The organism is Streptomyces sp. RPA4-2 (genome assembly GCF_012273515.2).
Taxonomy (GTDB): Bacteria; Actinomycetota; Actinomycetes; order Streptomycetales; family Streptomycetaceae; genus Streptomyces; species Streptomyces kaempferi.
Genome location: NZ_CP050975.2, coordinates 8725175 through 8749607 on the forward strand (window position 1 = coordinate 8725175; position 24433 = coordinate 8749607).

General features: G+C 66.8%; 22 protein-coding genes and 6 pseudogenes. 15 read left to right on the forward strand and 13 right to left on the reverse strand.

Going from position 1 to position 24433, the window contains the following annotated elements:
* Positions 1-35: 35 nt before the first annotated feature.
* On the reverse strand, positions 36-434 hold the full coding sequence (locus tag HEP85_RS38290; protein WP_211117739.1) for a type IV toxin-antitoxin system AbiEi family antitoxin domain-containing protein: 399 nt from the start codon (positions 432-434) through the stop codon (positions 36-38).
* Positions 431-1289, reverse strand: a pseudogene (locus HEP85_RS38295) (IS5 family transposase). The gene HEP85_RS38290 and the pseudogene HEP85_RS38295 overlap by 4 nt, the downstream one beginning before the upstream one ends.
* Positions 1290-1944: 655 nt before the next feature.
* Between HEP85_RS38295 and HEP85_RS38300 the strand changes: the two are divergent.
* From HEP85_RS38300 to HEP85_RS38310, 3 genes are all read left to right on the forward strand, one after another.
* A complete protein-coding gene (locus tag HEP85_RS38300; RefSeq protein ID WP_282189881.1) occupies positions 1945-2073 on the forward strand; it encodes a hypothetical protein in 129 nt (42 codons plus the stop codon).
* 208 nt (positions 2074-2281) lie between these two features.
* Positions 2282-3712, forward strand: coding sequence for an NACHT domain-containing NTPase (locus HEP85_RS38305; RefSeq protein WP_168531990.1), 1431 nt, complete (start codon positions 2282-2284; stop codon positions 3710-3712).
* A gap of 7 nt (positions 3713-3719) precedes the next feature.
* Positions 3720-4418, forward strand: a complete 699-nt coding sequence (locus HEP85_RS38310) for a hypothetical protein (RefSeq protein ID WP_369658026.1) — start codon at positions 3720-3722, stop codon at positions 4416-4418.
* A gap of 21 nt (positions 4419-4439) precedes the next feature.
* Here HEP85_RS38310 and HEP85_RS38315 read toward each other — a convergent pair whose 3' ends face one another.
* Positions 4440-4676 (reverse strand): hypothetical protein, encoded by a 237-nt coding sequence (locus HEP85_RS38315; RefSeq protein WP_248002276.1) that lies wholly within the window; start codon positions 4674-4676, stop codon positions 4440-4442.
* A 4-nt stretch (positions 4677-4680) separates the two neighbouring features.
* Between HEP85_RS38315 and HEP85_RS38320 the strand changes: the two genes are divergently transcribed.
* The gene (locus HEP85_RS38320) at positions 4681-5646 is read left to right on the forward strand and encodes an MFS transporter (protein ID WP_282189918.1); all 966 of its coding nucleotides are present in this window, start codon (positions 4681-4683) and stop codon (positions 5644-5646) included.
* Between the two features lie 160 nt (positions 5647-5806).
* A complete protein-coding gene (locus HEP85_RS38325) occupies positions 5807-6508 on the forward strand; it encodes a hypothetical protein (protein ID WP_168531992.1) in 702 nt (233 codons plus the stop codon).
* A gap of 56 nt (positions 6509-6564) precedes the next feature.
* Here the strand turns inward: HEP85_RS38325 and HEP85_RS38330 are convergent, their stop codons facing one another.
* The gene (locus HEP85_RS38330; protein ID WP_168531993.1) at positions 6565-6960 is read right to left on the reverse strand and encodes a hypothetical protein; all 396 of its coding nucleotides are present in this window, start codon (positions 6958-6960) and stop codon (positions 6565-6567) included.
* A gap of 85 nt (positions 6961-7045) precedes the next feature.
* Positions 7046-7165 (reverse strand): annotated as a pseudogene (locus HEP85_RS38335) (ATP-binding protein); the annotation flags it as partial.
* Between the two features lie 20 nt (positions 7166-7185).
* On the opposite strand from HEP85_RS38335, the pseudogene HEP85_RS38340 reads away from it, so the two are divergent.
* From HEP85_RS38340 to HEP85_RS38350, 3 genes and pseudogenes are all read left to right on the forward strand, one after another.
* A pseudogene (locus HEP85_RS38340) lies at positions 7186-7461 on the forward strand (ATP-binding protein); the annotation flags it as partial.
* Between the two features lie 286 nt (positions 7462-7747).
* A complete protein-coding gene (locus HEP85_RS38345) occupies positions 7748-8809 on the forward strand; it encodes a serine/threonine protein kinase (protein WP_168534483.1) in 1062 nt (353 codons plus the stop codon).
* 350 nt (positions 8810-9159) lie between these two features.
* A complete protein-coding gene (locus tag HEP85_RS38350; protein WP_248002558.1) occupies positions 9160-9558 on the forward strand; it encodes a transposase family protein in 399 nt (132 codons plus the stop codon).
* Here the strand turns inward: HEP85_RS38350 and HEP85_RS38355 are convergent.
* Both HEP85_RS38355 and HEP85_RS38360 read right to left on the reverse strand, forming a co-directional pair.
* Positions 9524-9637 (reverse strand): annotated as a pseudogene (locus HEP85_RS38355) (hypothetical protein); the annotation flags it as partial. The gene HEP85_RS38350 and the pseudogene HEP85_RS38355 overlap by 35 nt on opposite strands.
* Before the next feature lie 458 nt (positions 9638-10095).
* Positions 10096-10986, reverse strand: a complete 891-nt coding sequence (locus HEP85_RS38360; protein ID WP_168531994.1) for a S41 family peptidase — start codon at positions 10984-10986, stop codon at positions 10096-10098.
* Between the two features lie 692 nt (positions 10987-11678).
* Between HEP85_RS38360 and HEP85_RS38365 the strand changes: the two genes are divergently transcribed.
* The gene (locus tag HEP85_RS38365; protein ID WP_168531995.1) at positions 11679-12446 is read left to right on the forward strand and encodes an IS5 family transposase; all 768 of its coding nucleotides are present in this window, start codon (positions 11679-11681) and stop codon (positions 12444-12446) included.
* On the opposite strand, the gene HEP85_RS38370 is transcribed toward HEP85_RS38365, so the two are convergent.
* Positions 12435-13229 (reverse strand): transposase family protein, encoded by a 795-nt coding sequence (locus HEP85_RS38370; protein WP_211118140.1) that lies wholly within the window; start codon positions 13227-13229, stop codon positions 12435-12437. The two genes, HEP85_RS38365 and HEP85_RS38370, sit on opposite strands and share 12 nt — an antisense overlap.
* A gap of 783 nt (positions 13230-14012) precedes the next feature.
* Here HEP85_RS38370 and HEP85_RS38375 point away from each other — a divergent pair.
* Entirely contained in the window at positions 14013-14465 is a 453-nt protein-coding gene (locus HEP85_RS38375; protein ID WP_168531996.1) for a hypothetical protein, read from the forward strand.
* A gap of 237 nt (positions 14466-14702) precedes the next feature.
* Here the strand turns inward: HEP85_RS38375 and HEP85_RS38380 are convergent.
* Positions 14703-14849, reverse strand: a pseudogene (locus HEP85_RS38380) (transposase); the annotation flags it as partial.
* A gap of 487 nt (positions 14850-15336) precedes the next feature.
* Here HEP85_RS38380 and HEP85_RS38385 point away from each other — a divergent pair.
* The gene (locus HEP85_RS38385) at positions 15337-16863 is read left to right on the forward strand and encodes an SMI1/KNR4 family protein (protein ID WP_168531997.1); all 1527 of its coding nucleotides are present in this window, start codon (positions 15337-15339) and stop codon (positions 16861-16863) included.
* Positions 16864-17203: 340 nt separating this feature from the next.
* On the forward strand, positions 17204-18163 hold the full coding sequence (locus tag HEP85_RS38390) for a DUF1152 domain-containing protein (RefSeq protein ID WP_168531998.1): 960 nt from the start codon (positions 17204-17206) through the stop codon (positions 18161-18163).
* Between the two features lie 343 nt (positions 18164-18506).
* Here HEP85_RS38390 and HEP85_RS38395 read toward each other — a convergent pair whose 3' ends face one another.
* Entirely contained in the window at positions 18507-19556 is a 1050-nt protein-coding gene (locus HEP85_RS38395; protein ID WP_168531999.1) for a BN159_2729 family protein, read from the reverse strand.
* Positions 19553-20101, reverse strand: a complete 549-nt coding sequence (locus HEP85_RS38400) for a sigma-70 family RNA polymerase sigma factor (RefSeq protein WP_168532000.1) — start codon at positions 20099-20101, stop codon at positions 19553-19555. The genes HEP85_RS38395 and HEP85_RS38400 overlap by 4 nt, the downstream gene beginning before the upstream one ends.
* A 665-nt stretch (positions 20102-20766) precedes the next feature.
* Here HEP85_RS38400 and HEP85_RS38405 point away from each other — a divergent pair.
* A complete protein-coding gene (locus tag HEP85_RS38405; protein WP_168532001.1) occupies positions 20767-21243 on the forward strand; it encodes a transcriptional regulator in 477 nt (158 codons plus the stop codon).
* A gap of 6 nt (positions 21244-21249) precedes the next feature.
* A complete protein-coding gene (locus HEP85_RS38410; protein ID WP_168532002.1) occupies positions 21250-21753 on the forward strand; it encodes a hypothetical protein in 504 nt (167 codons plus the stop codon).
* Between the two features lie 451 nt (positions 21754-22204).
* On the opposite strand, the pseudogene HEP85_RS38415 reads toward HEP85_RS38410, so the two are convergent.
* Together HEP85_RS38415 and HEP85_RS38420 are read right to left on the reverse strand one after the other, a co-directional pair.
* A pseudogene (locus HEP85_RS38415) lies at positions 22205-22706 on the reverse strand (Gfo/Idh/MocA family oxidoreductase); the annotation flags it as partial.
* 382 nt (positions 22707-23088) lie between these two features.
* A complete protein-coding gene (locus HEP85_RS38420; RefSeq protein WP_168534487.1) occupies positions 23089-23499 on the reverse strand; it encodes a DUF6228 family protein in 411 nt (136 codons plus the stop codon).
* A 376-nt stretch (positions 23500-23875) separates the two neighbouring features.
* Between HEP85_RS38420 and HEP85_RS38425 the strand changes: the two genes are divergently transcribed.
* Positions 23876-24433, forward strand: coding sequence for a hypothetical protein (locus tag HEP85_RS38425; protein ID WP_168524966.1), 558 nt, complete (start codon positions 23876-23878; stop codon positions 24431-24433).

The window sequence follows — 24433 nt, forward strand, 5'->3', positions numbered from 1 at the left end:
CACGGGCGAGCGGCTCTCCTCTGCATGAGAGGGCGTTAAGTCCGTTTCTGGTAGCGGCCGCGTCCGGGTTGTTCGAGGAGTCCTTGACGGACGAGTCGTCCCAGGCGGGAGCGGGTGACGTTGATCGAGGGCTCGTCGGTGGGCAGGCCGAGGTGCTCGTGCAGGTCGCGGACACGGAACACCTTCCCAGGGTGCTCGTTGAACGTGGTCACGATGCGCTGGTAGACGGTGGCGGTCTCCACGAAGGCCGTTGCGTGATCGGGCGGGGTGAGGCCGTCGATGACCTTGCGAGTCGCGGTGAGCTCGGCCAGGCGGGCTTCGGTCTCGGCGAGGCCGGTGGTGAGCCGCACGATCTGCTCGCGCAGGTGGTCGGCTCGTGCGGCGGTCTCATCGTGCTCGGCCTGCAGCAGCCGCAGGAGTTCGCTGACGTTCACGCGGCCAGCTCCACGTCGTCCCGCCAGGCGGGGGCAGGGGTGGTGAGGCGGCGGAGCATGCTTAAGCGGTGGAGGCCCAGTAGACGCGGGAAGCCGCGTTGTCGGGCCGGTGATCGTAGTCGCGGGCGAGGCGCCGGTGCAGCATGAGGGTGCCGTTGGCCTGCTCGACCACCCACCGCTTCGGTTGCGGGACGAAGCCCTTGCCTTCGTCGTCGGGGTTGCGCCGAACCACCTCGACGGTGATGTCCTTTACCGCCCCGTGGATGATCACAGCGTCCTTGAAACCCTGGTCGACCAGGACCTTTTCCAGGCGCATCCCACATCGTTCGGCCGCCTGGTCCAGCAGGGCGATGCTTAAGCCTCGTTGTCGTGGGCGCTCGCGGCCAGGACCACCACACCGATGATCAGGCCCAGCACGTCGACTGCGAGTCCCCGCTTCCTGCCAGGCGTCTTCTTGTTCGCGTCCAGTCCCGTCGTCTCCTTCGGCACCCCGGCCGCCACGCGGACGGACTGGGTGTCGATGATCACCAGGGACGGGTCCTCTAATCGTCTGGACCGCTCCCGCACCTGGCAGCGCAGGATCTCCTGAATCCGCTGGTCAAGACCATCCTGGCGCCACAGAGTGAAGTAGTAGAACACCGCCGACCAGGCCGGGAGGTCGTGTGGCAGGAGCCGCCACTGACAGCCCGTCCGGTTCTGGTAGAGCAGCGCGTTCACTACCTCGCGCAGGTCGCAGGAGCCCGGGTCCCCGGTCGCCGACCGCGCCACCCGCTCCTGCTTCCACGCGGTGACCAGCGGCTCGATCAACGCCCACTGCTCGTCGGACAAGTCGGTTGCGTACGGCATCCGTTCCATGCCCACGACCTCATCATGCACACGACATGACCCGAGGGCGGAACTGTCCCATCACCCACGAACGGGCGACACCACATCATCAGAAACGGGACTTAACGTCCTCTGAAGCCGCGACGTGCTGCAGAGCCTTCTCCTGCAGCGGTACGGCGATGTCAGCACGCATGCGTGGAGTGTGCACGGACGGCACTGTTCAGCGCACGTCAGTTTGTGAGAACCCCCGCAGCCTCGCTCGCCGTTCATCGGTCCCGGCATCAGCCATGCACACCGAATAGCGCAGGGCTGAAACATCGCCTCTTCACCAGGACGCCGCGCCAGCCGACGGCCGCACCATCGCCACAGGCCTCGCCGCCCTCGCATGGACCACCGCCTCCACGTTCGCACTGCGCGGACTGACCCTCCGCTTGGCCCACTTCACCCACATCCACAACGCCGGTCACCAGATCGAGCGGCACATCCACCTACCGGCTGACACGGACACCCCGGAGACCCCGGACAACGTGCACCCACTCGAACAGCGCTGACCCGCCGCCCGCCCTGACTTTCGCCCGTCCCGCGCGGGCGAGGACCGGACAGGGCGGCCGGCCTGCCACCCGTCACACCCCACGCTCCGTCTGACGAACTTCCGCCGATGGGACGCAGCACGGCCTAGTTCGGCATGGCTGGGGAATTACCGTCAATCATCATCAGCGACCTCTTCGGCCTGCACCGGAACACCGCGAGCCAAGGGGCGGCGCTCGCCCAGGACAGCTGGGCCAGCTACCTCGCGGGACCCACTACCAAGTAGGTCAAACGGGCTGCTTTACAACCTCTTTCCGCAGCTCAAGGCGCTTTGTGCTGCGCGGGTCGTGAGCCCCGTGTGGTTCAGTCGGAAATCCATGTTTGACCTGCATCGCCAATCGGCTTTTTGTCCTACGGGAGGTAGGTGATGATGTCTTGTTATGAGACGCGGGGGACGTGGCCGGGGGCCGCGGTATGTGGGCTGGATATACGTAGTGTTGTCCCTGGGTGGGCTGAGCGCGGCGCTCGTTCTGGCTTGGCGATTCGATCTTGGAGCAGCCCAAACCGCTGCGACTGCGCTTTCTGCTCTTGCACCGGCATATCTTGCCTGGGCAGCTTTCCATGCCGATCGCGTTGAGGCCGAACCGGCGGATGCGGATAAGGTCCTGGAGCAGCTGGCGGTGGCGATCAGAGCCCAGTGGGACAACGAGGCGGAAGTGCGCAGGGTCAACGACCCCTACCCGCTGCCAGTCGCTTGGGCTGCCGGCGACGGCGATCTCGCGGAGGACTGGTCGTTGTTGACCGGCCTGGCCCGCTCTTGGCCCGGTGGGCCCCCGGGCGATCCCGCTCTGTGGCCAACGGATGCCGCCGGGCTGGCGGGTCAGGATGCGGAGATCGGACTGGTGTTCTCGGAGAGGGTGCCCACGCGACGCTTGGTGATCCTGGGCGAACCCGGCGCAGGCAAGAGCGTGCTAATGATCCGGCTACTGCAGGATCTCATCGAACGTCGAGCTAACGGGGAGCCGGTGCCGGTGCTGTTTTCTCTGGCTTCCTGGGACCCCCACCAGCCGCTGAAATCTTGGATGGCCGACCAGTTGCGTCGCACCCACCCCGGCCTGGCCACAGCGGCTCCGCTCGCGGTCAACCTTGCGGACACCACGGAAGCCGGGTCCAGCGACTTAGCTCTGCACCTTCTCAACGCGGGCCGCGTCCTGCCGATGTTCGACGGTTTCGACGAACTACCGCCGTCCCAGCACGCCACCGCACTCGACATGCTTAACCGCGCTCTGCCCGCCCGACAGCCACTGGTCCTGACCAGCCGCACCGCCCCCTACCGAACCGCCCTGACCCGACCGGGTACCAACGTCCGACTCAATGGCTCCGCTGTCATCCAGCTCCTGCCCCTCAAGGCCGAGCAGGCCGCCAACTACTTGCGCCGCGACGCCGGCGGCCCGCACGCCCCTGCAGCCCGCCGGTGGAACCGCGTAATCACCCATCTGGGCACCAGCAGCCCTGTCGGACAGGCCCTCGCCACGCCGCTGGGTCTGTTCCTGGTACGGACCATCTACAACCCCCGCCCCGACTCGCCCCCTGGTCCTCTGCCAGCATCACACCCGGATGAACTATGTGATACCGCTAATTATCCTGACCGTACCGCCATCAGTATCCATCTCTTCCATGCTTTCATTCCCGCCGCCTATGCCCCGCAACAGCCTTACCCGCCCCGTTGGTCAGCCGATCATGCGCGCCGAGCATTCGTCTGTCTTGCCCGGTTCCTGCAGGACCGACGCGCAGGTAACCCCGATCTCGCCTGGTGGGAGCTACGCATAGCCACGCCTCAGCTCGTGCCCTATCTGGTGGCGGCGTGCGTTATTCGAGTCCACGGTCGTGACAACGCCTGGGTTCGCGCTCGGAATCGGAGGTAGGGCTTTATTGGGGCTCCAGGTCGGGATCGTGTTCGGGCTAATGACAGGCCTTGCCGCAGGGTTCACGCGCAGAGTCGTACGCAGGTTCACGCACAGATACAGGGAGTCTGGGCTCCCGAGCATCCGACTTCGCCTTTCGCCGATTGGAATCCGGCGCGGGTTCCCGCTCGGGATCGCGACCGGGGTAACGGTCGGAGTCTCGACCCATCCGGTTTCCGGGCTCCTGGTCGGATTCACATGCGGCATCGTGACCTCGCTCATGAGCACATTCAGGGCTGATGCTCCTGACCTCACAGCTAGCTTCGTGCCGGCCGCGCTTCTCGCCTTGGACCGCCGCACTTTCCTCATGTTCGGGCTGACACTCGGACTCGCGTTTGGTTTTGTATTCGGGACCGTAGGAGGGGTGGCCGAGTTCACAATAGACGGGATCCCGATCGAGCTTGCGACCGCGATCACGGCCGGGATTGGATTTGGGCTTGCATTCGGGCTCACAACCGGTTGGCTGGAGACAGCATGGGTTCACTTCGTCATTGCCCGTGTCTATCTGGCGCTACGTCACGGGGTTCCGTGGCGCCTCATGGAGTTTCTGCAGGATGCACACGAGCACCGCGGCGTGCTGAGGCAGGCCGGGGCGGTTTATCAGTTCCGGCACATCGACCTGCAACGCCATCTCGCTGAGGATCGCCCAAGACGCAGAAGCAGCTGATGAGGATCTGGCCTCGATTCGTCAGCGGCGCTCGGTCGCTGACCTGGTCGGCAGTTCGCCCGTAATAATCGGCGTCAGCTCCACGAGCACGACGGTGGCCTGATGGCTCGCCTCCGAAGCGTGCACGACCACGTTGCTTCCCGGCTCGAAGCCAAACCGTGCCTGGAACGACTCCATCAGCTTCGCGAGCGCCGCACCCGCCTGCTCGCACCAGCCGCGAAGCGACTCGGCATCAAGCCGTTCGTCAGCCACGGTCACTCCCATTTCCTCCGACGAGGGCCCGCCCACGCGAGTCCGGAAGAACGTACAGGAGCGTTCACGCCGATCCGGTCAGAGCCCGTCAAGAGTTGGAAGCCCTCTATGGAGCCGGGCCGGTGCCCGAATCGCCATGGCCTCCAGCCTTGGCTTCCTTATCGGGCCAGCCATCGGCGCCATGCTCATGGACGCCGTCGGACTGCAAGGCGTGCTGCTCGTGGACGCAGTCACCTACCTCGCTGTACCTCTCGTCGCCCTGTTCTTGCCCGCGCCGCCAGACCCGGCAGCAGACGACAACTCCGCGCGGCCACGGGAGAAATCAGGGCTGATCCCCGGGCTGCGAACCCTCTTGCAGCAAGCACCAGCAGCTCGGATCGTGCTCATCGGTGCGATGCTGACGTTCACCCTGCAGGTCACCAACGTGGTCGAGGTTTACCTCGTCCGCGATGGCTACGGCGCCACAGCCACAATGTTCGGCCTGGTGACCATGGCATGGGCCGGCGGACAGATCGTCGGCAGCGGAGCCGCCGGGCGTACGCTCTCCGAGCGGCCCACCGCACGATTGGCCGTGCTCATGGTGCTCACCGTGGGCGCCGCTCTTCTGGCCATCGCCGTCTTCGACAGCCTGCCGGGCCTGTTTGCCTTGACCGTTGTGGCTGGCGGCGCCAATGGAGCGTTCGGTGTTGCCCGCCAGACGGCCATCGGCCGTGCTGTTGCCCCAGCCGGCCAGGGAAGCGCCGCCGCCGCCCACGCTGCACTCCTGAACACCGCCACCATGGTTGCCTTCATGAGCGCAGGTCTCGTCGCAGCGGTCGCGACGCCCCGTACGGTCTACGCCATCGCAGGCAGCATCGTCCTGCTCGCCGTGGCGGCTGTCCACCTGTATCGCCGGGCCGACCGCGCAGAAGAACCGGTGGCCCACGCAGCGCCCGCCCGGAGCACGTCACCCGCCGCGGCGCTGCCTACAGACTGATCCGTCCGCCCCGAAGGGGCGGTGGATCGACGCCGTCCCCGAGACCCTGTGGTCAGCGCTGGGTGCGTTCGCCGACTTCATGATGCGCTCGTGCGAGAGAGCCCGCCGTGCCGGAACACGGCCTCGCAGCGATGGAACCATCGAGGCGGCACTGGCCATCATGCGTGACCTCGCCCGCTTCCTCGCCAGCGAACGCGGCAAGCAGGACCGGGCGCTGACCGACGTCCACGACGTCGAAGCCTTCCTCGCCGGCGCACCCAAGGCCCGAAAACGTCGGCTGGTCGTGCTCGGACAGTTCTTCCGCTTCGCGCGCTCGCGGAAGATTGTGCTGGTGGATCCCACCCGCGGTCTGTCCTCCCGAGGGCGGAGCGGCTTCACCGGGGCGACGCTGACACTCGACCAGCAACGAGTGTTGTTCCGCCGCTGGACCACCGGTCCGGCCGTTCATCCGCACGAGGCCCTGCTGGGCATGCTCGCGCTGTTGCACGGCGCATCAAGCCGCGAAGTCAAGATGCTGCAGACCGCTGACCTCGACCCTCACGCCCGGACTACCCGGCTCGGCAACCGTCCGCATCCGGTTCCCTTGGATCCGGCGTCATGGGCAGTGCTGGAACGCTGTCTGGCTCACCGCGAAGCCCAGCGGACAGACAATCCCCACGTCATGGTCACCCGCCAGACGAAGTCCGGCCGGGGCCCGGCGTCCACCGCCTATGTCAGTCACGTCCTCGACGCCTGCGGCTTCCCGCCCCGAATGATCCGCTGCACTCGACTGCTCGACCTGGTCAACACCATGGACCCCAAACTCGTCGCTGCCGCGTTCGGCATGGATCCCGAGGCCACCATGATCTATCTATCTGTCTGATCGCGTCGACGAGACCCGCTTGTCAGGGTGGGAGACGACCAAGGACTGACCTCTGGTCAGAGTTCGTAGGGGTAGAGAGCGATCTTCTCGCGCTCGATGAAGAGCTCGACCCAGGTGCCGGCAACACCTTCGGGCACCTGATCGGCAAGGTCCAACAGGATAGTGGTGCCGTCCAGGTCCAGCAGGGCGGCACCGTCCTCTGTGAGGCTCAGCCGGCCCCGCAGCACGACGCAGTGCCCGCCAGTCCGGAGCCCAGGGCCGATACCGGCAGCTGGCTTGACGTTCCGCCCCCAGACGATGTCCTCGTCGATAGTCCACTCGACGTGGTACTCGCCAGGCTCTGCGGCCCGGTCCCCGCACCACCGGACTGCCGTGTGACCGAACGAGGTTCGGACATCGGCCAGCCAGGAGGTTCCGGGAAACCTCGCGACCTTCACCAGTTCGATCAGCACGGGTCGATCATGCAGTATCCGAGGCGCCACCGGAACCTGTGAAGTTTCGGCGCTGCCTGGCACAGGTTCGCCGGAACATGTGCGCTTTCCCGAAGGGCAGGTTCGAGGTCACCATCACCGAGCCCTGTTCATAGCGCGACGCGATGAGCTGGAAGAACAGGTTCGCGGCGTCCTGGTCGAACGGGATGTATCCGACCTCGTCAATCTATGTGGATATCCGCATAGATCGACGAATTGGGGTATATGGAGCTTGATCGTCGCGGGGCGGAGCTGCTGTTCCAGGTATTGACGGTGCGTGAGGAAAAGAATTCTGTGGCGATAGCTTCCAATGAATCCTTCGGAGGGTGGACCAAGACGTTCACTGATCCAAGGCTCTGCGCGGCGATCGTGGACCGGTTGACGTTCGGCGGCAACATCATCGAGACCGGCACCGACTCCTACCGTCTGGCCGCCACCCGCGCCCGCGCCGAACAGCAGGCCGCCGCGGTCGCCGCGGGCTGAAGAAGACGGCGCCGCCCTACGGGGCCGGGCGCGTCGGCGACCTTCTCCAGTCCTCGACTTGCCGGGCAGAACCGAGCGGTCAGGCGTCGAATCGCTTCAGCTGAGCCTGATCTCCGCATCCTTCGAGAGGTGGTGGGGCTGCCCTCCAACCTGCCCAGTCCGTCGACTCCGCTGATCACCTCATCGACCTCCATCTACAGTGCAGAGGCAGCAGCTGGTGGGCACTCGCGTGCATGGTGGAAACGAGGTCGGCATTCCGATGCAGGTGGCGGTCGAGCATCCCGATATGTCAGAAGACGCGCGCTTGGCCGCCTACAGCACAGTCTCCACCTCCCTCGCCCTGCGAAGTGATCGCCGGCTGGGCGAGCTCGTGGACGCCGCGGTGCCGCTTGGCTCCGGTATCGGCGGGAGGTCTGCGCTGCTGGAGGTTGACGGGAAGCCGGTCTTCGTGAAGCGGGTGCCGCTCACGGATATGGAGTTGCTGCCGGAGCATGTACGGTCCACGGCCAACCTGTTCGGGATTCCCACCTTCTGCCAGTACGGCGTCGGTGGGGGGCCTGGTTTCGGGGCGTGGCGGGAGCTCGCCGTTCACACCATGACGACGAACTGGGTGCTCGGAGGGCAGTACCAAGGGTTCCCGATGATGTACCACTGGCGCGTGCTGCCGGACACGGCCGTGCTTCCCGAGGAACTCGCGGACGTGGAGCGGGTCGTGGCCTATTGGGGAGGCAGGCCGGAGGTACGCCGTCGTATCGAGGCCCTTGAGCAGTCCTCTGCGAGTCTCGCGCTGTTCCTGGAGTACATCCCTCAGACGCTCGACGAGTGGCTTGCCGAGCAGGTGCAGGCTGGTGAAGAGTCTGCCGACCGGGCTTGTTCCCTGGTGGAGGGCGAGTTGGAGGCTGGCACGTCCTTCATGAACGCTCGCGGGCTTCTGCACTTCGACGCCCATTTTCAGAACATCCTGGTCGACGGCCGACGCCTTTACTTCGCCGACTACGGCCTCGCCATCTCCTCCCACTTCGATCTGTCCGCGTCCGAGACCAGCTTCTTCGAACTGCACAGGACCTACGATCGCTGCTACACGCGCAGCTGGCTGGTGAACAGGCTGATCACAGCTCTATACGGCTACGAGCGGAAAGAACGCGAGGCACTTATCCGCGCATGCGCGGAAGGGGAGGATCCGCCGGACGGACCGCAAAAGGCCAGGGCGATCCTCTCCCGCCATGCACCGCTCGCCGCAGTGATGACGGACTTCTACAGCAAGATCCAGGACGATAACAGGGAGACCCCGTACCCCTTGGAGGCGCTCCGCCGGGCGCTCCATGCGGACAGGTCACGACGCAGCTGAGCAGGTCTCAGGGGTCTTTGCGGCTGGAGATGTAGTCGGTCCAGTTGCCCCTGACCCGGCACGGGCTCAATCCGTCGCAGCGGGCCCGCCAGGTGGAGTCATTTCTCACCTACAAATCGGGTCCCCCAGGCACCGGGTGGAGTCAGAACTGACCTACAAATGGTGTCAACCGTCGGTTCTGGCACAGATCTTGGGGAGCGGTCGCGGAGGGTCACCTCGATGTTCGATTGTGAGGAGACGGGTTCGCGTGAGACCGCGTACGCCTTGTCATCCGACGCTCGTAATTGACGCTCCCTCAGGTGTCTGCCGGCCGCTGCTGCGGTCGGTTGTGGACCGTGATGGTGCTGGTCATGCAGACCGATGCACCGTTCTGGGACTCGCTGGTGTTCGACGGGATTGACGATGTGGATATCGAGGCGGTTACGGCCGCGTTCGGCACGGTCGAAGTGGTGGCGAGAGGCCGCGCGGCCGGGGCCGCGTGTCCGGACTGCGGGCGCTTCTCGGAACGAGTCCACGACCGTTACCAGCGCAGGCTGAAGGACCTTCCCCTCGCCGAGCAGGGCTTCGTGATCCGGCTGACGGTCCGGCGCTTCATCTGCGGCTCGGCGGACTGTCTGCGCCGGACGTTCGCCGAGCCGTTCTCCCGGTTGACCGTCCCCTACGCACGGTTCACCACACGGCTCAACCACACCTTGGAGCGAGTGGGACTCGCTCGCCGATCAGCTCCTTCTTCTTGCTGTCCACACTGATCACCGGGTCACCGGCGTCTCTGTGGTCTCGTGCATGTTCATTGAGGTATCGGAACTGGGCGTTGCGGTCGAGGTGCTGCGTGCTGGAGCCAGGCGGATGGGTCGGCCGCGCGGTGAGGTGCCTGCCGGGGCAGGTCCTGTTCCGCGCGGCCTCCCGCCGAACCGGACATGACGGTTTCCCGTCATCCGGCTCTCCAGTGACTACGGCGTGCGGTTCAGCCTGCTCGCGCAGGACACCCAGCTCCGTTGCGGCGATCTGCATTTCGCATACCTCCCGGGTCTGGTGTGTCCGAGTCACCTGGCCCCCTTCGCCCTGTGGACGGCTTTCCCGTCCTCCCTGGCCGGTCGTTAATCCGGCGACTACTACGGGGCCTCCGTCGCCCTAGGACTCGCGTCCCGTAGGCGATCCCACGTTCGTCTCTGTCTGTACGTTCTAGCGCGACTTAGGCGTCCCACTCATCTCCTTGAATGCCCTCACTGAGGTCTTCTCAACGAAATGCCGAGCGCAGCACCCCGATTGACGGTTGCTCGGGACAGCTACGCAGCGCGCCGCAGTGCGTCCTTGTGTGCCGCCTCGAGCGCCTGATCTGAGGGGGCGGCGAGGTCCGGCACCACGCCCACGCCCTCCCAGTTGGTCCTAGTGACGGTGCTGATCGTCCGGGCGGTCGGTACGGTGACTGTGATGTGTTCCGTCACCGGGTGCCGGGCGGTCGGGTGAGCACCACCCCGGGTCGTCTCGCCGACGAGAACGGCCCGCCCGTGCGCCTGCAGGGTGTACGCCACGTCCTCCCCTCCCGAGAACGTGATGGCACTGGTGAGTACGTACACGGGGCGGTCGAGGTAGCGCGGCGCGGGCAGGTGCGAGGCGGTCCAGTACTGCCGGGTGGAGCCGGTGGAGCGCTCGTAGATGTCGTTGAGGTGCACCTGGTCGTCAGGGAAGAAATAGCTACACCACATGGCGGCGCCCTCAGGTGAGCCACCGCGGCACTCACGCAGATCGAGGATGAGCGCACTGGTGTGGGCGACCAGTTCCATGGCCGCACCGATCGCGCGGGCGCCGTCGCCGGCGTCGGCGATCCGCCGGATGTCGAGATGGCCGATGTTGCCCTCGAGGTGCTCGAAGCGGTGGATGCCCTGGTTCGCAGCCCTCAGCATTGCGAGGAAGGCCGCTCGGCCTTCGTCCTCGTCCGCCGGATCCGTGGACTGCGGCTCGTCCTGCCAGAGCAGTCTCAGATGCTTGTCTGGGCAGACCTCCTGCAGGTGGGCGGTCACGGCCTCGCAGAGCGCGAGGCCGTTCAGCGTGTCGTACGCCCCAGCAGCGAGCTGACTCCGGATCGCACCCTCGATCTCCACGACTCGCTGGGGGAAGACGTATCCGGACGTGATCCGGTCCAGGGCCAGACCGATTATCTCTGCGTTGGTAGGCATGGCTGAGGAGCATAAGCTCCTTGCCGCGCCGGGCGCCCCGAATTACGCCAGCTCCCAGAGCTCACTGACGTTGTCTCAGCGGTGATCACTTCCAGATTCGGTTGAGTGCGAGGGAGGCGCGGGCGATGTCACCGATCCGGCTGGGGCTGACAGTGAGCCCTTTCCAACCTGATCAGTGAGCCTGCCCCGTACTGCTCGCATCGAGTGGCAGGCCGCCTTCAAAACCGCGGCTGAACAGGGCTGACCCGCCATCGGGCCAACGCAGCGGCTGCCAGGCAGCGGCTTGCATCGGCTTCCCAAGGGTGGTCGATCTCATCCGATGGGTGCGCCTATCCCTCAAGCCAGACCATGAAGCGCGTGCGCTCTTCGCCGCACCTGCCGCTGCCGGAGGTGTGGGAGCTGTTTGGGGTGAAGGTGGAGCCATACGGTTCGGAGGAAAGCGTGCAAGCTTCCCGTACGGGCTGCAGAGCGTAGTAGCCGAATGCGGCCAGTCCCACGACCAGCAGGGCAATTAGCAAGGGGCGTCGGGCTATCGGGGAGGGCATGCTGGGATTCTATGAGCGTCACATGCACGGGGAGCACTGATGTCTTGTCAACCTGACCGGTGAGGCGAGCAGTTGGGCTGACAGACCGGTGAGGCCCCTGGTAGATGGGTTTTCGACCAAGAAATCCGTCTCCACCAGAGGCTTCATGTGCTTGTCTACCCGTCCGGCGTGGACGTGTCCGGTTCTGCCCTGCGCTTCCTGTCCGCCAAGCTCCGTCAGCGCCGCAGGGATCTCGGTACCCGCTGGCGGCGCCTGAGCGTCGGCCGGCAGGCCCTGCTCACGCTCGCCCATCTCCGCAACGGCCACCCGTATGCCCAGCTCGCGGCCGGGTTCGGCATTGGGACCACGACCGCGTACCGGTACATCACCGAGGCCGTCGAGGTCTTGGCCGCTCTCGCGCCGACCCTTGCAGAGGCGGTCCGGACAGCATCGTCGAAGGCGTTCGTGCTGCTGGACGGGACCCTGCTGCCGATCGACCGGATCGCCGCGGACCGGCCCTACTACTCGGGGAAGCACAAGAGGCACGGGATGAACGTGCAGGTCCTCGCCGATCCCTTCGGCCGGCTGTTGTGGGCGTCACCAGCCTTGCCCGGCGCCGTCCACGACGTCCGCGCGGCTCGCGAACACGGCATCGTCGACGCCCTCGCCGGGGCCGGCATCACGTGCTGGGCCGACAAGGGCTACCGGGGTGCCGGCGGCACGGTCCGTACCCCGTGCTGGGGGCGGTGGGAGGCCCTTTCCACTGGTCAGCAGGCGGTGAACCGGTCTCACGCGAAGATCCGCGCCCTCGTCGAGCAGGCAGTGGCCACCCTCAAGTCTTGGCGGCTTCTTCGCAAGCTCCGGTGCTCGACCACCCGGATCACCTGCCTCGTCCAGGCCGTCCTCACCCTGCATTTGGCCAGCTCAGACCGATGATGGAAAAGCCTCAGTGACGTACTGCAGAGCGCGCCAGCGTTGCTTGAGTTCGGCGGCTGCGCGTTCGCCGAGGGCTCGTATGCCTCTGATCAGGTTATTTGTGGTGCGCGTGTTCGCGTGCAGTGCCTGCTCGGAGCGGGCCTTCGGGCGCCGGGTCGGGACGATGATGCCGATTCCTGCGCCGATGTAGCCCTTGTCGGCGAGGGTGGGCAGCCCGTCGGCCGCGGCCTTGTACAGCGCGGGCAGGGCGTGGAGTCGGGCGGCCGTGATGTCAGGAGTGGAGCCGGGTTCGACATCGGAGACCCACAACGGGGTGCCGTCCGGGGCGGAGAGGAACTGCACGTTGCCGCCGAACGCCTTGTGTCTCTGGCTGAACCATAGATCGTTGCCGTTGTCGCGAGTGCCCGCGAGGCGGTCGGATTCGATCAGCGTGCCGTCGAGGATGACGTGGGTCATGCCCTCGCGTCGGCAGTGCTCCAGTACCTCGTGCAGCTCCGGGGCTTGTTCGGCCAGGACGTGGATGCCTTCGTGCAGGTAGCGGTAGCCGGTGGCCTGGGAAACGCCAGCGTCGCGGGCCAAGCAGTGCACGCAGCCATGCTCGCGGAACCAGCGCAGGACCAGCACCGCCTGGCGAAACGGTCCAAGCGCCCGACTACCGCGCCGAGTACCGATCCGCCGCCGATGTGCGGCCAGTAGTCGAGACAGGTAGTCCACGACATGGCGCGGGACATCGAGCGTGGCAACATACGTGACCAACGTGAAGCCTCTGGTGGTTACGGACATGATCTTGTGGTGAGACCTGTCCTACCAGGGGGCTTTACGCCGTCTGCATCCGGGCCAGCTCCTCTGGCCTGCCCATCCGCAAGACGATTCACGCCGCTTCGCGCAGACTATCTCGCTGAGAAAACGTCACTGGGCATCGCTCCGCACTCCGGAGGTGCACGGGGGCACGATCGAACCCCGTACAGGGTGCGGCGCCGGTTTCAGCTGTCCTTCCGGCGGATGAGAACTTGCATCTTCTGGAGATTGGGCTTCAAACAATCCAGTCTTCGCCATATCGCGCGGGCCTCCCAGCACACCGTCTCCGACAACTGAGCCCGGTCACTGGTTTCCTGACATGCTGTTGTCCCCTTCACCTTTCGGATCCAGGTAAGTCATCAGGCCCAGAAACCTCCTTCCGAGTTCCTCCCGGCTAAGCCGGGGATACAAACAGAGCGCCTCGTGGCGCACAAGGTGCGCTCGACGACCCATCGGGTCTCCGGCGTCGACTGCGGAGCGGGCGAGTGCGACGGCCAGCATGCCCCTGTCGTCTGGATCGACTACCGCCTGGACCCGGAACGCTCACGGTGCGGACTGGAGCCGTTAACTAAGGCGTGCCGGCCGCTACTCGATGGTGCATTACTATGCGCAGCCGGCAGGACAGTAGGAGGGGATGGCATGAGAATGCGTATGCGTGCGGTTGCGGCCGCAGCTGCCGTGGTTGCGGGACTGCTTCCGTTGGGTGCGGGCGCGGCGTCCGCAGAGCCATTGGGTGCTCACACGAAGGCGGTCCATCAGATTGGGACCATGAAGGAGTGGGGTAGCGGCATACACAAGTCCTACCGCCGGGGTAACACCGTCTACCTCACCATGTATTACACGCAGAAGACACCGGACACGATGGTTCCGCTCGGCTACGGCCTGTCCTTGTGGACCTACTCCGCTCCGGGCGAGAAGCAGCTCAGAGGCATCACGGCGACCTGGTGGAACCCCGTGCGCCACCGCTGGGAGAAGCCCAGCTACACACAGCCCAACGGGCTCCTGGGCTTCGACCTCCCCAACAACTCCACCGTGAAGCTCGCCCCTGGCAAGGTCGGGCACGTCTACGTCCGTGTCACCTTCGGCAAGACTGCATACACGGGCCTGTGGCACTTCGAGCCAATGGTCACCGCCTACTCGATGCTCACCCCCAAGGGCGCCTACGACAACGGTTTCGTGTCGGATAGCAGGAGCCAGTACACCTCTACGCTGCACCCCTAACCGGGATCGTGCATGACGGCCTGCCGGCTACGCCGGTAGGCCGTCAGGAGAGGCAACTCACGGTCCGTGCTCTCCTCGACGCTCCGTACGACCGGAACGATCTGGCCCCGTACTTGGACGTCACTCCCCAGCGCGTTTCGGACATCGCGAGCGGCCACCGCAACTCGGCGGGCCTCACCCGCAAAGCCCGCGCCCAGGCGTGACACCTGCGCGTACGCGAGCGCCCGCCGGGCCCGCGAGCGGCAGGCTGGCCAGCTTGGTCTGCAGCCGTTCGACGTCCAGGCGGGCCCGGTTCAGTGCGCCGTATACGGCGCCGTGTCCGCGCCGGTGCTCGGGAGCCAGCGCCAGGCCGACAAGGGTCTTCACCGGGCCGTCGGTGCACAACCTGGGCTCCTCCCTGGGCTCAGCACTCGCCGGCGCCCTGCTGGACCGCCACGGCTCCGGGACGGCTTTCACCGCCGCAACTGCGGCGGCCGGGCTCGGCGTACTCGCGGCAGCGGCGACCGACGCTGCTCGCGCCGCCCGCCACGCCGCTCGCCGGCCCTGGTCGGGACCGGGTCAGCCGTGCACCACGGTGACCTCGCCAAGACCGAGGTCCCTGAACTGACCGACAAGTGATGCCGCGTCACCGACGGGCACGGTGAACCAGCCGGTCCGCTGGCCGGCGGCGGGAGGAGATGGGCGGCATACCGCAGAACGCGGCCCACTCGGGTGCGACGCACCCGCTGATCCTGCTCGTCTTCCACCTCGTCTCAGGGCGGTGCCGTGGATGTTCGGGGGCGGCAGCAGTGACTCGTCGGTGCTGGCGGCCGGTCGCTCTGTCACAGTCTGCTGACATGCTCGTCCGAACAGTGCGGACGAGAGGGCGGGAATGGACCTGGCGGTGGAACAGGCGGCGCGGGAGATCACGGCGGAGGTCGTGGCCCAGGCACCGGAGGGCTGGACGGAGTGTGTGCTGCGGGGGCACGGAAGCCGGTCGAGCGTCGGCCTGTCCGGCGGCGGGTACGTGGTGCCCAGCCGTCCGGGCTTCTTCTCCGGGATGCCGTTCCCGCACGAGAGCCTCGCCTCACTGGTGTCCTGGTTCCGTGACAGCCACGGCTGGGAGGCCATCGTCCTGGAGTTGACCTGCCGCCCGTCGGGCGCCTTCGAGCTGGTGGTGTTCCGGGATGATCTGCGGCCCGGCGCCGGCCCTCAGGACGGTTGGACACTGACCGTCGACCCCGGCTTCCAACCGTCCGAACCGGGAGCGACCGACGGCCCACAACCGTCCGAGCTGCGCCAGGCCGGAGACCCGGCGGAGGCGGTCGAGCGTCTGCAGGCCGTGCTCAGGCAGCACGCCGAAGACGTCGGCACGAAACCGGAGATGTCGGCGCCCGTCACCGAGGCTCAGCTCGCCGCCGCCGAACGCCACCTCGGCCGGCCGCTGCCCCCGGACCTGCGAGCGCTCTACCTGGAGGCAGACGGGGACGGCGGTAGCGAGGCGCTGGCCGGGTACTGCTGGCTTCCGCTCGACGGGGCCCTGGCCGAGCACGACGACTACATCCAAGTCCCGACCTGGTTCGGCTGGGAGCTCGGCTGGCACCAGGTAATCTTCGACGCCGACCCGCCGAACACGGTGCGCCGTTGCTCAGGGCATCCAGGCTGGCTCCCCTTCGCCACCTGGTTCGACGGCAACTACTTCGCCGTGGACCTCGCGCCCGCCGCGCACGGCCGCCCCGGCCAGGTGATCGAGGTCGGCCGCGACTTCAACGACGGCCCCCGCTACGTCGCTTCCTCCGTCACCGCCTGGCTCGGCCAGGCCCTGGGCCAGCCCGATCCGCACGCCCCACAGCAGACCGGAGACAACACGCGCCAGCTGGTGATCTCAACCCTGGAAGAACCGCTCTCACCGAGCGTCCAGGCGATCCACCTCAACGACGCCCCCTCAGCCGTCGACCTCACCCCGCTCTCCGCCACCCCGCACCTGCGGCGCCTGCACCTCAACCGCTGCGCCACCACCGACCTGTCCCCAATCGCAGCACTCCCCGTCGAGGACCTGGCCATCGACCTCACCCCCGAGGCCGACCTCACCCCACTCGCCCGCCACCCGCACCTCGCCTCACTCGCCGTCGGCTCCGAGACACTGATCGACCTCGCCCCGCTGCGCACCCTCCCCGCGCTGCGTGCCCTCGACCTGTCTCGTTGCCCCACGCCGGACTTGGCGTTGCTGGCCGACCTCCCCGGCCTTCGCTACCTCGCCCTCTCCGCCACCCAGTGGACAGCCCTGATCGCCGCTGACCGCCTCCCCACCCACCTTGCCGCCGCCCGCCTGGCCGGAGCCCCGCCCCTGGCCGCCGCCCTCGACCTGCTCGCTGCCCTCGGTGTCGACACCTCCACGGCCTACCGCCTCTCCGGCTGAGCAATCCCCAAGCCTTGTCCCGGAACTGTCGGTCAGGGACAAGATGATCTTGATGTGGCTGGTGTGATCACGACGCCGGAGCCGTCTTTGACAGCCCGCGGGCCCAAGCCCGGCCCGGCGCGTTCCTCCTGGCCGTGAACCACAGCAAAAGGGACAAAGCCACAGGCCGGGTACCTGCAGCAGCGAGCCCAGTCCCGACCCACGGAACTGGGCCCTTCGCATCGGGCAGATCGACCTCTTCCCGGCACTTTCGCCCCGCGGCATCCGGTAACTCCGTGGCTCCGCCGCCGCGTCGAGAACCCGGAGGCGCCCGGGGCCGGGTCCCCGGACAATGATCGTCATGACGTCCCTCCACTCCAACCCACTCTTCACCCGGCTCGCCGATGCCGAACGGATCCTCGTCGCGGGCGCGGGTGGCGGCTTCGACATCTACTCCGGCCTGCCGTTGGCGCTCTCCCTCCTGCACCAGGGCAAGCAGGTATATCTCGCGAACCTCTCCTTCAGCGCACTCGCCGGTCTCCCGATCGACGACTGGGTCGCCCCCGACCTGGCCGCCGTCACTCCCGACTCCGCTCTGCACCAGGGCTATTTCCCGGAGCGGACCCTCGCCCAGTGGCTGCGCCAGCACGGCTACCCGTCCACTGTGTACGCCTTCCCGCAGACCGGGGTACGCCCGCTGCGCGCCGCCTACCAAGCACTGATCGAGCTGCACCGCATCGACGCAGTGGTGCTGGTCGACGGCGGTACGGACATCTTGATGCGCGGCGATGAAGCCGGGCTCGGCACTCCGGAGGAGGACCTGACGAGCGTGGCGGCGCTGGCCGCGCTGGACGGCATACCGACCCGGCTCGTCGTGTCGGTCGGCTTCGGCGTAGACGCGTACCACGGTGTGAACCATGTGCAGGTACTGGAGAATATCGCCGCGCTGGAGCGCGACGGCGCGTACCTCGGTGCGTTCTCGATACCGCGCGCCACCCGTGAGGGCGCTCTCTACCTTGACGCGGTGACGCACGCCCAGCACCACACCCCGGAGCACCCCAGCATCGTGAATGGTTCCATCGCGGCAGCCGTCCGCGGCTCGTTCGGCGATGTCCGGTTCACTGACCGAACCCGGGGCAGCGAGTTGTTCGTCAACCCGCTGATGTCCCTGTACTTCGCCTTCGACCTCCCGGGCCTGGCAGCCCGCTGCCTCTACCTGGATCGGATCGAGGACACCCACCTGATGCGCCAAGTCCACTCGCGGATCGCCGAGTTCCGAGAATCCATGGTCACTCGCCCACCGCGCCGCTTTCCACACTAGTGACCAGGCCGACTGTGCCCTCCCGGTGACATCGCCGCGCCCGCCAGGAACGACGCCACGGTCAACGAGAATGCACGGGCACCACCAGTTCTCGGCCGGCTGTGAATGATCTACTCATGCGACCGACAGTGCGGACTCCCGGCGCGTACACGACTTTTCGACATGCGTGTCGTACGGCGGTGCGCGGTTGATGCGCACCGCCGGGCGTGACTGCCTTGTCCGAGACTTGTCGAAACTGTGCGCAGCGCCTGTTGCGCACTTGGTCGGTCGGGAGACCGGTTGTGCGGCGGTCGGCCCGCTGGGAGGTCGTTCGGCCGGCCAAGGCATATGTCCCTGGTGAGGTTCATGCCTCGTCTCCAGCCACGTTGGCCGTAGGGCCGATGGCAGGCATCTCGACAAGACTGAGCGGTCCGTTGCTCACGATGATCGATCCGAGCGGGTACATCGGTCCGTCTGTGCCCCGTAGGCACAGCAGCGGCATCCCGCTCTCCTGCCGCTGGCCGAGGTAGACCCAGAAGTTGTCGAACCGGTCGCGGTATCCGCGGGTGAGGTCGTAGACCCGCCCCCACAGCATGAAGGGCTCGCCTGTGGCATCGGCCGCCTCCTGGAGCAGCCGCGGAACTTCGTGAGCGGTGAGGTGAACCTCTACCCCCTCGACGGTTCCGACAGCGAGCTGCGCGTATCCCGCCTGGTGGCTCGTGACAGCGACAGGCGTGCCGATCGCCGTCAACCAGTACCCCCAGTCGTCGAGCGAGGTGGCTTTGATTGCGACGCTGACGCAGTCCCGATGGGCCGCTACGGCTGACAGCTCCGGGCGCGTCGCATGGTCGGACTGCAGCTTGGCCGCGACCGTGACAGCGCGCGCGTACTCCTCAGACCACTCCGCCGGGGATTCTGCGGCCGGCTCGACCACGGTCGCCTCGTCGGCGGCGATGGCGGCGGAGGGGCGCATCTGCGGCAGCTGGTCTTCGACGAGCTCCGGCGCCGGCGCGTGTTCGTGCGACGTGTTTGGCGATTTGATGCGGTGCACGACCCGGGCGCCGGCTGCATCCGGTGCAAGGGGCGCAGGGCCCGGTTCGCGGTCGTGCTGGGGCTCAGGACCGTCGTCCTCGGCCAGGAGGCCTCTGAGGTGCAGGACGTCCGCGATCTGCATGGCCACGGCACGGGGGTAGCTGCAGTCGTCGACGATGGTCTCGACGGCCGCCTGATAGATCGCCGTATGGCTGCGCCGTGCCTCGAATTGCGCGCGCAGGCGCTTGAGGGCCTCCGCTCCGCCAGGCTCCACCAGCCGTCCTTGTCTGTCCAGGTCGACGATGAATTTCGCGGCCAGTCTCTGCAGCCGCTCAGCCAGCTCTCGTTCCGTCGTGGTCGGGATGTCGAGAATGGTTGTCACGCTGGGCCCTCCTCGTAGACGGCACGGAGTGACTGAACGGCCCGATACTGGAGCGTCTTGAGCGCGCCAGTGTTGCGTTCTATCGCGAGGGCGGCTTCGGCCACCGAGTGATCCTGCAGGTAGCGCAGCTCGAGAACCTGGCGTTGAGGTGGCAGCAGTCGGGCGAGTGCCTGCCGGACCAGGTCATGTTCCATGTGGTCCAGTACGGTTTCCTCGGGGCTGTCGACCGCCGCGTCGTGATCTCGCATGTCGTAGACGGGGAATTCGCGGCGCTGAGCGCTCTTGAAGTAGTCGGCAATCTTGTTTCGGGCGATGACGCACAGCCAGCCGCCGAACCCGGCTCCGCGCCAGGAGAATGTGCCTGTGCGCAACCAGGACAAGGCGCGAAGGAACACTTCGCCCGTGATGTCTTCGGCCAGCGCCCGGTTTCTCCCGACGCGTTTGTAAACGAATCCGAGAATCGCGCGGTGGTGCTGCCGGTACAGCTCGGCGAAGGCGTCCGGGTCGCCCTGCTGGGCACGGGCGACGAGGTCCGGTTCCCCCATGTCGCCACCGGATGAGACTCCGTGAGACTCTGCCGTCAAGTCCTGCTCCGTTCATGAGTGGATGAACTGCGGTGGGCCGGCGTCGCTAGGGTTGCTTCCGGCCGGGGCCCGACCTCGGGGCGACCTCCGTGCCTCAGGGCGCGCCCTTGGAACGGCAGTGGCGGGCGGACCCGCGCCTGTGGGCAGGGAGGGCCGGCGGCGTCTGCAGCCGCCTGCTTCCGTCGTCGGCGGGGCCCTCGATGGAGCAGCCGTAGACGTTCCGGAAGGCCCAGAGGCTGCCGAGGCTCGGTTCGGTGCCTTCTGGTTCGAGGTGGTGGAGGGCGCATTTACCGCCCCCGATCGCGCGGCGATGCCGGCGATGTCGTCGTCCCCGAGATCTTCGGCCCGCGTGATGAGCACGGCCATGTCAAGGCGGAGCATGGATGGGGGTCTCCCTCGAGGCAGCAACTCTCGCGAGTGCGACTTCACTCGCGCGTGTGAGAGTTAATCAAATAACTCGCATGCGCGCAACTTATTCACTTATGTCGCATGAAACTTTTTTCGACGCGGAGGGGGTCGGGGCTGCCCTGTCTGGCCTGGGTAAACGAGTGTTGAGTTCCTGACCTGCGAAAACGCATGCGTGAGACTTCTGTCTAGGTAGCTCGCATGCGCGCTACTCTCCGAACATGCGCAGCATGGAAGATCCCCACCAGGAGACACGCGAGGAGCGGAAAGCTCGCGTCAAGGCCTTCGGCACCTACCTCACACGGAAAGCGATCGAGGCCGGCTTCGACGTGAGGCCCTACAAGGGAGGCCGGGCCGAGCTGGCCCGCCTGCTCGACACGAAACCCACGACGATCTCGCGGACCCTCGATGGCGAGACTCTTCCCCTTCCGCAGCAAGTCACGAAGTGGGCGAAGATCCTCCGCGTAGATCCACGGGAAATGTTGGTTGAAAGTGGTGCGCTTCCTTCAGAACACGGGCCCGAACCGTCAATTCGGGCGGTACCCTCATCAACACTTACCCCGGAAGACGCGGCCGACGCATGGGGGATCTCCGATCCCAAAATCCGCTCGATGCTCCTCGGAGGCATCTTCCACGCCATCCAGCTGCAAAAAGAGACGGACGCAGCGGAGGGCCGGGGAGCCGTGGCTAGGGGGTAGGACGAAGTGGCGTACAGACTGGTGATCGCGTCCACTGCGGGCTGCACCGCCGGCGGAATACTGGTCGCCGAGGGCGTCTTCCGCCACACCTGGGAATTGGCCGCAGGAGGAACCGGGTTCCTGTCCGCCGGCGCGGTCGGCTTCCTGGCCGCGACCATGCGTTCGCTGCTGGTGGTCTCCGAGGCACGGACTCGGCGGGACCTCAGTGAGGTCGCTGAAGAGCGGCGACGGTTGGAGTCGGACATGCGGGCGCGCGAGCGGGCCGTGGAGCAGCTCGAGTACGCCGTGGACCGTCGAGTAGCCGTGACCGCCCTGCGGATCGCCAGTTATGCAAAGGCCCTGGACGACACAAGGGATGAGAACGCAAGCCTGCGATTGCGGATCGTCGAACTGAAGCACGAGATCGATGAGGTCAACGACGAGAGGAACCAGCTGATCACGCAGGAGCTGGTCGCGGGCAACGACCGCTTCACCTCGAAGTGCCTGTTCTCTGTCCCCGGTTGCGAGTAGCTTCGACGCCGCAACGGCTGTCTGGACACTGAACGAAGCGGTCCGTGACCGCCGCCCCGGCTTCCTTCACCTCTACGACGGCCAGGCTCTCCGAGGCCGGCCGTCATACAGATGCCCTGTTCAGCGCGGCGCGCTCTCATGGCCGATGTCACGACGCCGGCGGGCACCCTGCCACGCACTGCGCAGTACGCGGTGCCGAGCCGTACGCGGCCGCCCATTCGCCCGAGCGCACCGCGCCTCGCTGCGCGACTGCTGGCCGGCCGGGCGTGTGCTGGCGGCCGGGTCCGGCCGGTGGGCCGATCCGTTGTCGGGGATGTTCAGAGAGTGAGCGAACCCCTGTCGAACGGCGGGCGGTTCACACCACACGAGCTTTCCACGGCTGCTGTTCCGGGCCGGCGGATGCCAGCCGCACACACCAGCGCCAGCGCCCCGCCGGACCGGCTCGGCCCCGTCGCACCTCTTCCACCCGCACCGCGCGGCGCTTGGCCAGGGACAGTGCGCACGCTTCCGCGATCCAGCTCGCCTCGATCGCGTCGGCGACGGTGCACGGGGAGGTGGCGCGGCCCGCGACGACCTCGGTGAAGGCGGTCAGTTCGGCGCGGTAGGCGGGGGCGAAGCGGTCCATGAAGAAGTCGTGCAGGGTGCCCGCGGGGAAGGTGGCACCGGGTTCCACCGAGCGCAGGGGGAGTTTGTCCTCCAGGCCCACGGCGATGCTGTCGCGCATGCCGTGCAGTTCCAGGCGGACGTCGTAACCGCGGGCGTTGTGGCGCGAGTTGGACACCAGCGCGAGGGTGCCGTTCGTCGAGGGTGAGGATCGCCGACGCGGTGTCGACGTCGCCCGCCTCGGCGATGTACTCGGCCCCCCGGTTGCCGCCGGCCGCGTACACCTCGACCACCTCGCGGCCAGTGACCCAGCGCACGATGTCGAAGTCGTGCACCGCGCAGTCGCGGAAGAAGCTCCCCGCACGCGCGGGGATGGTCCCTCCTGCACGTAGGGGGCGGCGCCCCACGGTGCCTGCTGTCTTGCGTATGCGGAAGCCGTGCCCGTCTGCTCCCTGCCCGTGACGACACCCCTGTAAGTGGAAGTGTCCCGGCCCAGCAGGGCGTCGACGACCTGTGGCACGGTGGCGGACGCCGGACAGACATGGCGCCGGGACGGCCAGTTGGCCGCCGCGGTGGAACGGTCCCACGCAGTACGACGCGTGGGGGACCGTCTGGCGAGCCTGGAACAGCGCGCGGGATCAGGGGCACGGGGCGGTGGCGGTCCGTACGGCGGCGGTGCAGGCGTTTAAGGCGTCATCTCATGTGTGGGGCTCGGCATCGGGGCTCGTCTGGCTACTCCGCGACGCTCGCAATGAACGTGTGGATTGCGGCGGTGAGGTTGCGCATGTCCTCCCCTGCCGCGTGCACCGTGTTGGTCTCGAACTGCCATTCCTCGGAGGGTGCCCGGCCGTGGATGCCCCAGGTCAGTTGGACGTGGCCACCAGGGTGGTGTTCCGCTGAGAGGGTCAGGTCGTAGCTGAGGGAATGCCAGGTGCGCGCTCCTTCCCAGCCGCGGAAGTCTTCGGCAAGTGAGGCGAGGAAGGTGTCGAGTCCGTCGCCGTCCCAGGTCTCCACCGAGGTCTCGACGTTCCCCCAGGGCCCGTGGGCCCTGACGAGGAAGTCGAGCGTTGGTTCGTCTTCGTACCGTCGGGCCGGTTCCGAGAGCAGTAGGCGTGCGGGTCCGGAGCCTCCCACCTGAACCATCGGGCGGCCGGAATCGTCGTAGTCGATCACGCGATCAGGTTAGAAGACCGGGTGGGCCGCGCTCGCCCCCTCGGACAGGCCGACATCGGCCGTAGCCGCTTTGAGGGATGATCGCCAGCCAGGGCGGCTGTGGATCTTGAGCGCGAACTCGTTCCTGACGGGCTGTGAAACCTTGCGGCGCCGCTGATACCGCCGTTCAAGCGGCGTCGGCAGGGCGGTGGAACGGCCCCGGTGGCGGACCAGAAAGTCTGCGCGATGGTATGCGCTGACCACGTCGTGTGCTTGGCGTCGCTTGCCGCGTGAGCGCCGTCCCCCTGTCGGCCGGTTGACCGGGCAGCCTGGCGGACCTCTGCGCGTCCGGGAATGATGCGGGGGCATGAACGAGGCATGGGGGGCGGTAGTGGCAGCGGTCGCTGCCGGTGTGTTTGGCGTCGGTGGCGCGCTCCTGGGCATCTACGTCGGTCGCAAGCAGACGACCGATCAGGCGCACGTGGAGCACGAGCAGTGGCTTCGAGGGCAGCGGCGGGAGGCATACATTGCGTATCTCGCCAGTTGGGACGAAGTCCATACGAAACTGTTCGACATCATGCGTGACCTGCCGATCCTGCTTGACCCGGCAACCTACGAGAATGACGAGTTCGAGGAATTCTTCACTACGACAGTTGACCCGCCCTTCGGCGGCATGTTGAGGGCAATGGAGACGGTGGAACTGCTCGGGCCGGAACGCGTCGTAAGTGCTGCTCGGAAGGCTTCTGACGGCATCCTTGAATTGCGAATGTTCCTTGGGCACGGGGCGTGCCCGCGACCAGCGAACGCATGCGCGGAGGAACAGATGGAGTTCCGTGCGAGGTCGGTGCAGAAGTGGCAGTTGCGGATGGATTTCTTTGCCGAGGCGAGGAAGGTGATGGCGACAGCGCCTAAGCCGAGCGCGTGA

Excerpts from the sequence above, each read along its gene's own strand:
- HEP85_RS38300 (WP_282189881.1), top strand. The coding sequence starts at position 1,945 with ATGGCTGGGGAATTACCGTCAATCATCATCAGCGACCTCTTCGGCCTG.
- HEP85_RS38325 (WP_168531992.1), top strand. The coding sequence starts at position 5,807 with ATGCGTGACCTCGCCCGCTTCCTCGCCAGCGAACGCGGCAAGCAGGAC.
- HEP85_RS38345 (WP_168534483.1), top strand. The coding sequence starts at position 7,748 with ATGTCAGAAGACGCGCGCTTGGCCGCCTACAGCACAGTCTCCACCTCC.
- HEP85_RS38350 (WP_248002558.1), top strand. The coding sequence starts at position 9,160 with ATGCAGACCGATGCACCGTTCTGGGACTCGCTGGTGTTCGACGGGATT.
- HEP85_RS38360 (WP_168531994.1), bottom strand. The coding sequence starts at position 10,986 with ATGCCTACCAACGCAGAGATAATCGGTCTGGCCCTGGACCGGATCACG.
- HEP85_RS38370 (WP_211118140.1), bottom strand. The coding sequence starts at position 13,229 with ATGTCCGTAACCACCAGAGGCTTCACGTTGGTCACGTATGTTGCCACG.
- HEP85_RS38375 (WP_168531996.1), top strand. The coding sequence starts at position 14,013 with ATGAAGGAGTGGGGTAGCGGCATACACAAGTCCTACCGCCGGGGTAAC.
- HEP85_RS38385 (WP_168531997.1), top strand. The coding sequence starts at position 15,337 with ATGGACCTGGCGGTGGAACAGGCGGCGCGGGAGATCACGGCGGAGGTC.
- HEP85_RS38390 (WP_168531998.1), top strand. The coding sequence starts at position 17,204 with ATGACGTCCCTCCACTCCAACCCACTCTTCACCCGGCTCGCCGATGCC.
- HEP85_RS38400 (WP_168532000.1), bottom strand. The coding sequence starts at position 20,101 with ATGGGGGAACCGGACCTCGTCGCCCGTGCCCAGCAGGGCGACCCGGAC.
- HEP85_RS38405 (WP_168532001.1), top strand. The coding sequence starts at position 20,767 with ATGCGCAGCATGGAAGATCCCCACCAGGAGACACGCGAGGAGCGGAAA.
- HEP85_RS38420 (WP_168534487.1), bottom strand. The coding sequence starts at position 23,499 with ATGGTTCAGGTGGGAGGCTCCGGACCCGCACGCCTACTGCTCTCGGAA.
- HEP85_RS38425 (WP_168524966.1), top strand. The coding sequence starts at position 23,876 with ATGAACGAGGCATGGGGGGCGGTAGTGGCAGCGGTCGCTGCCGGTGTG.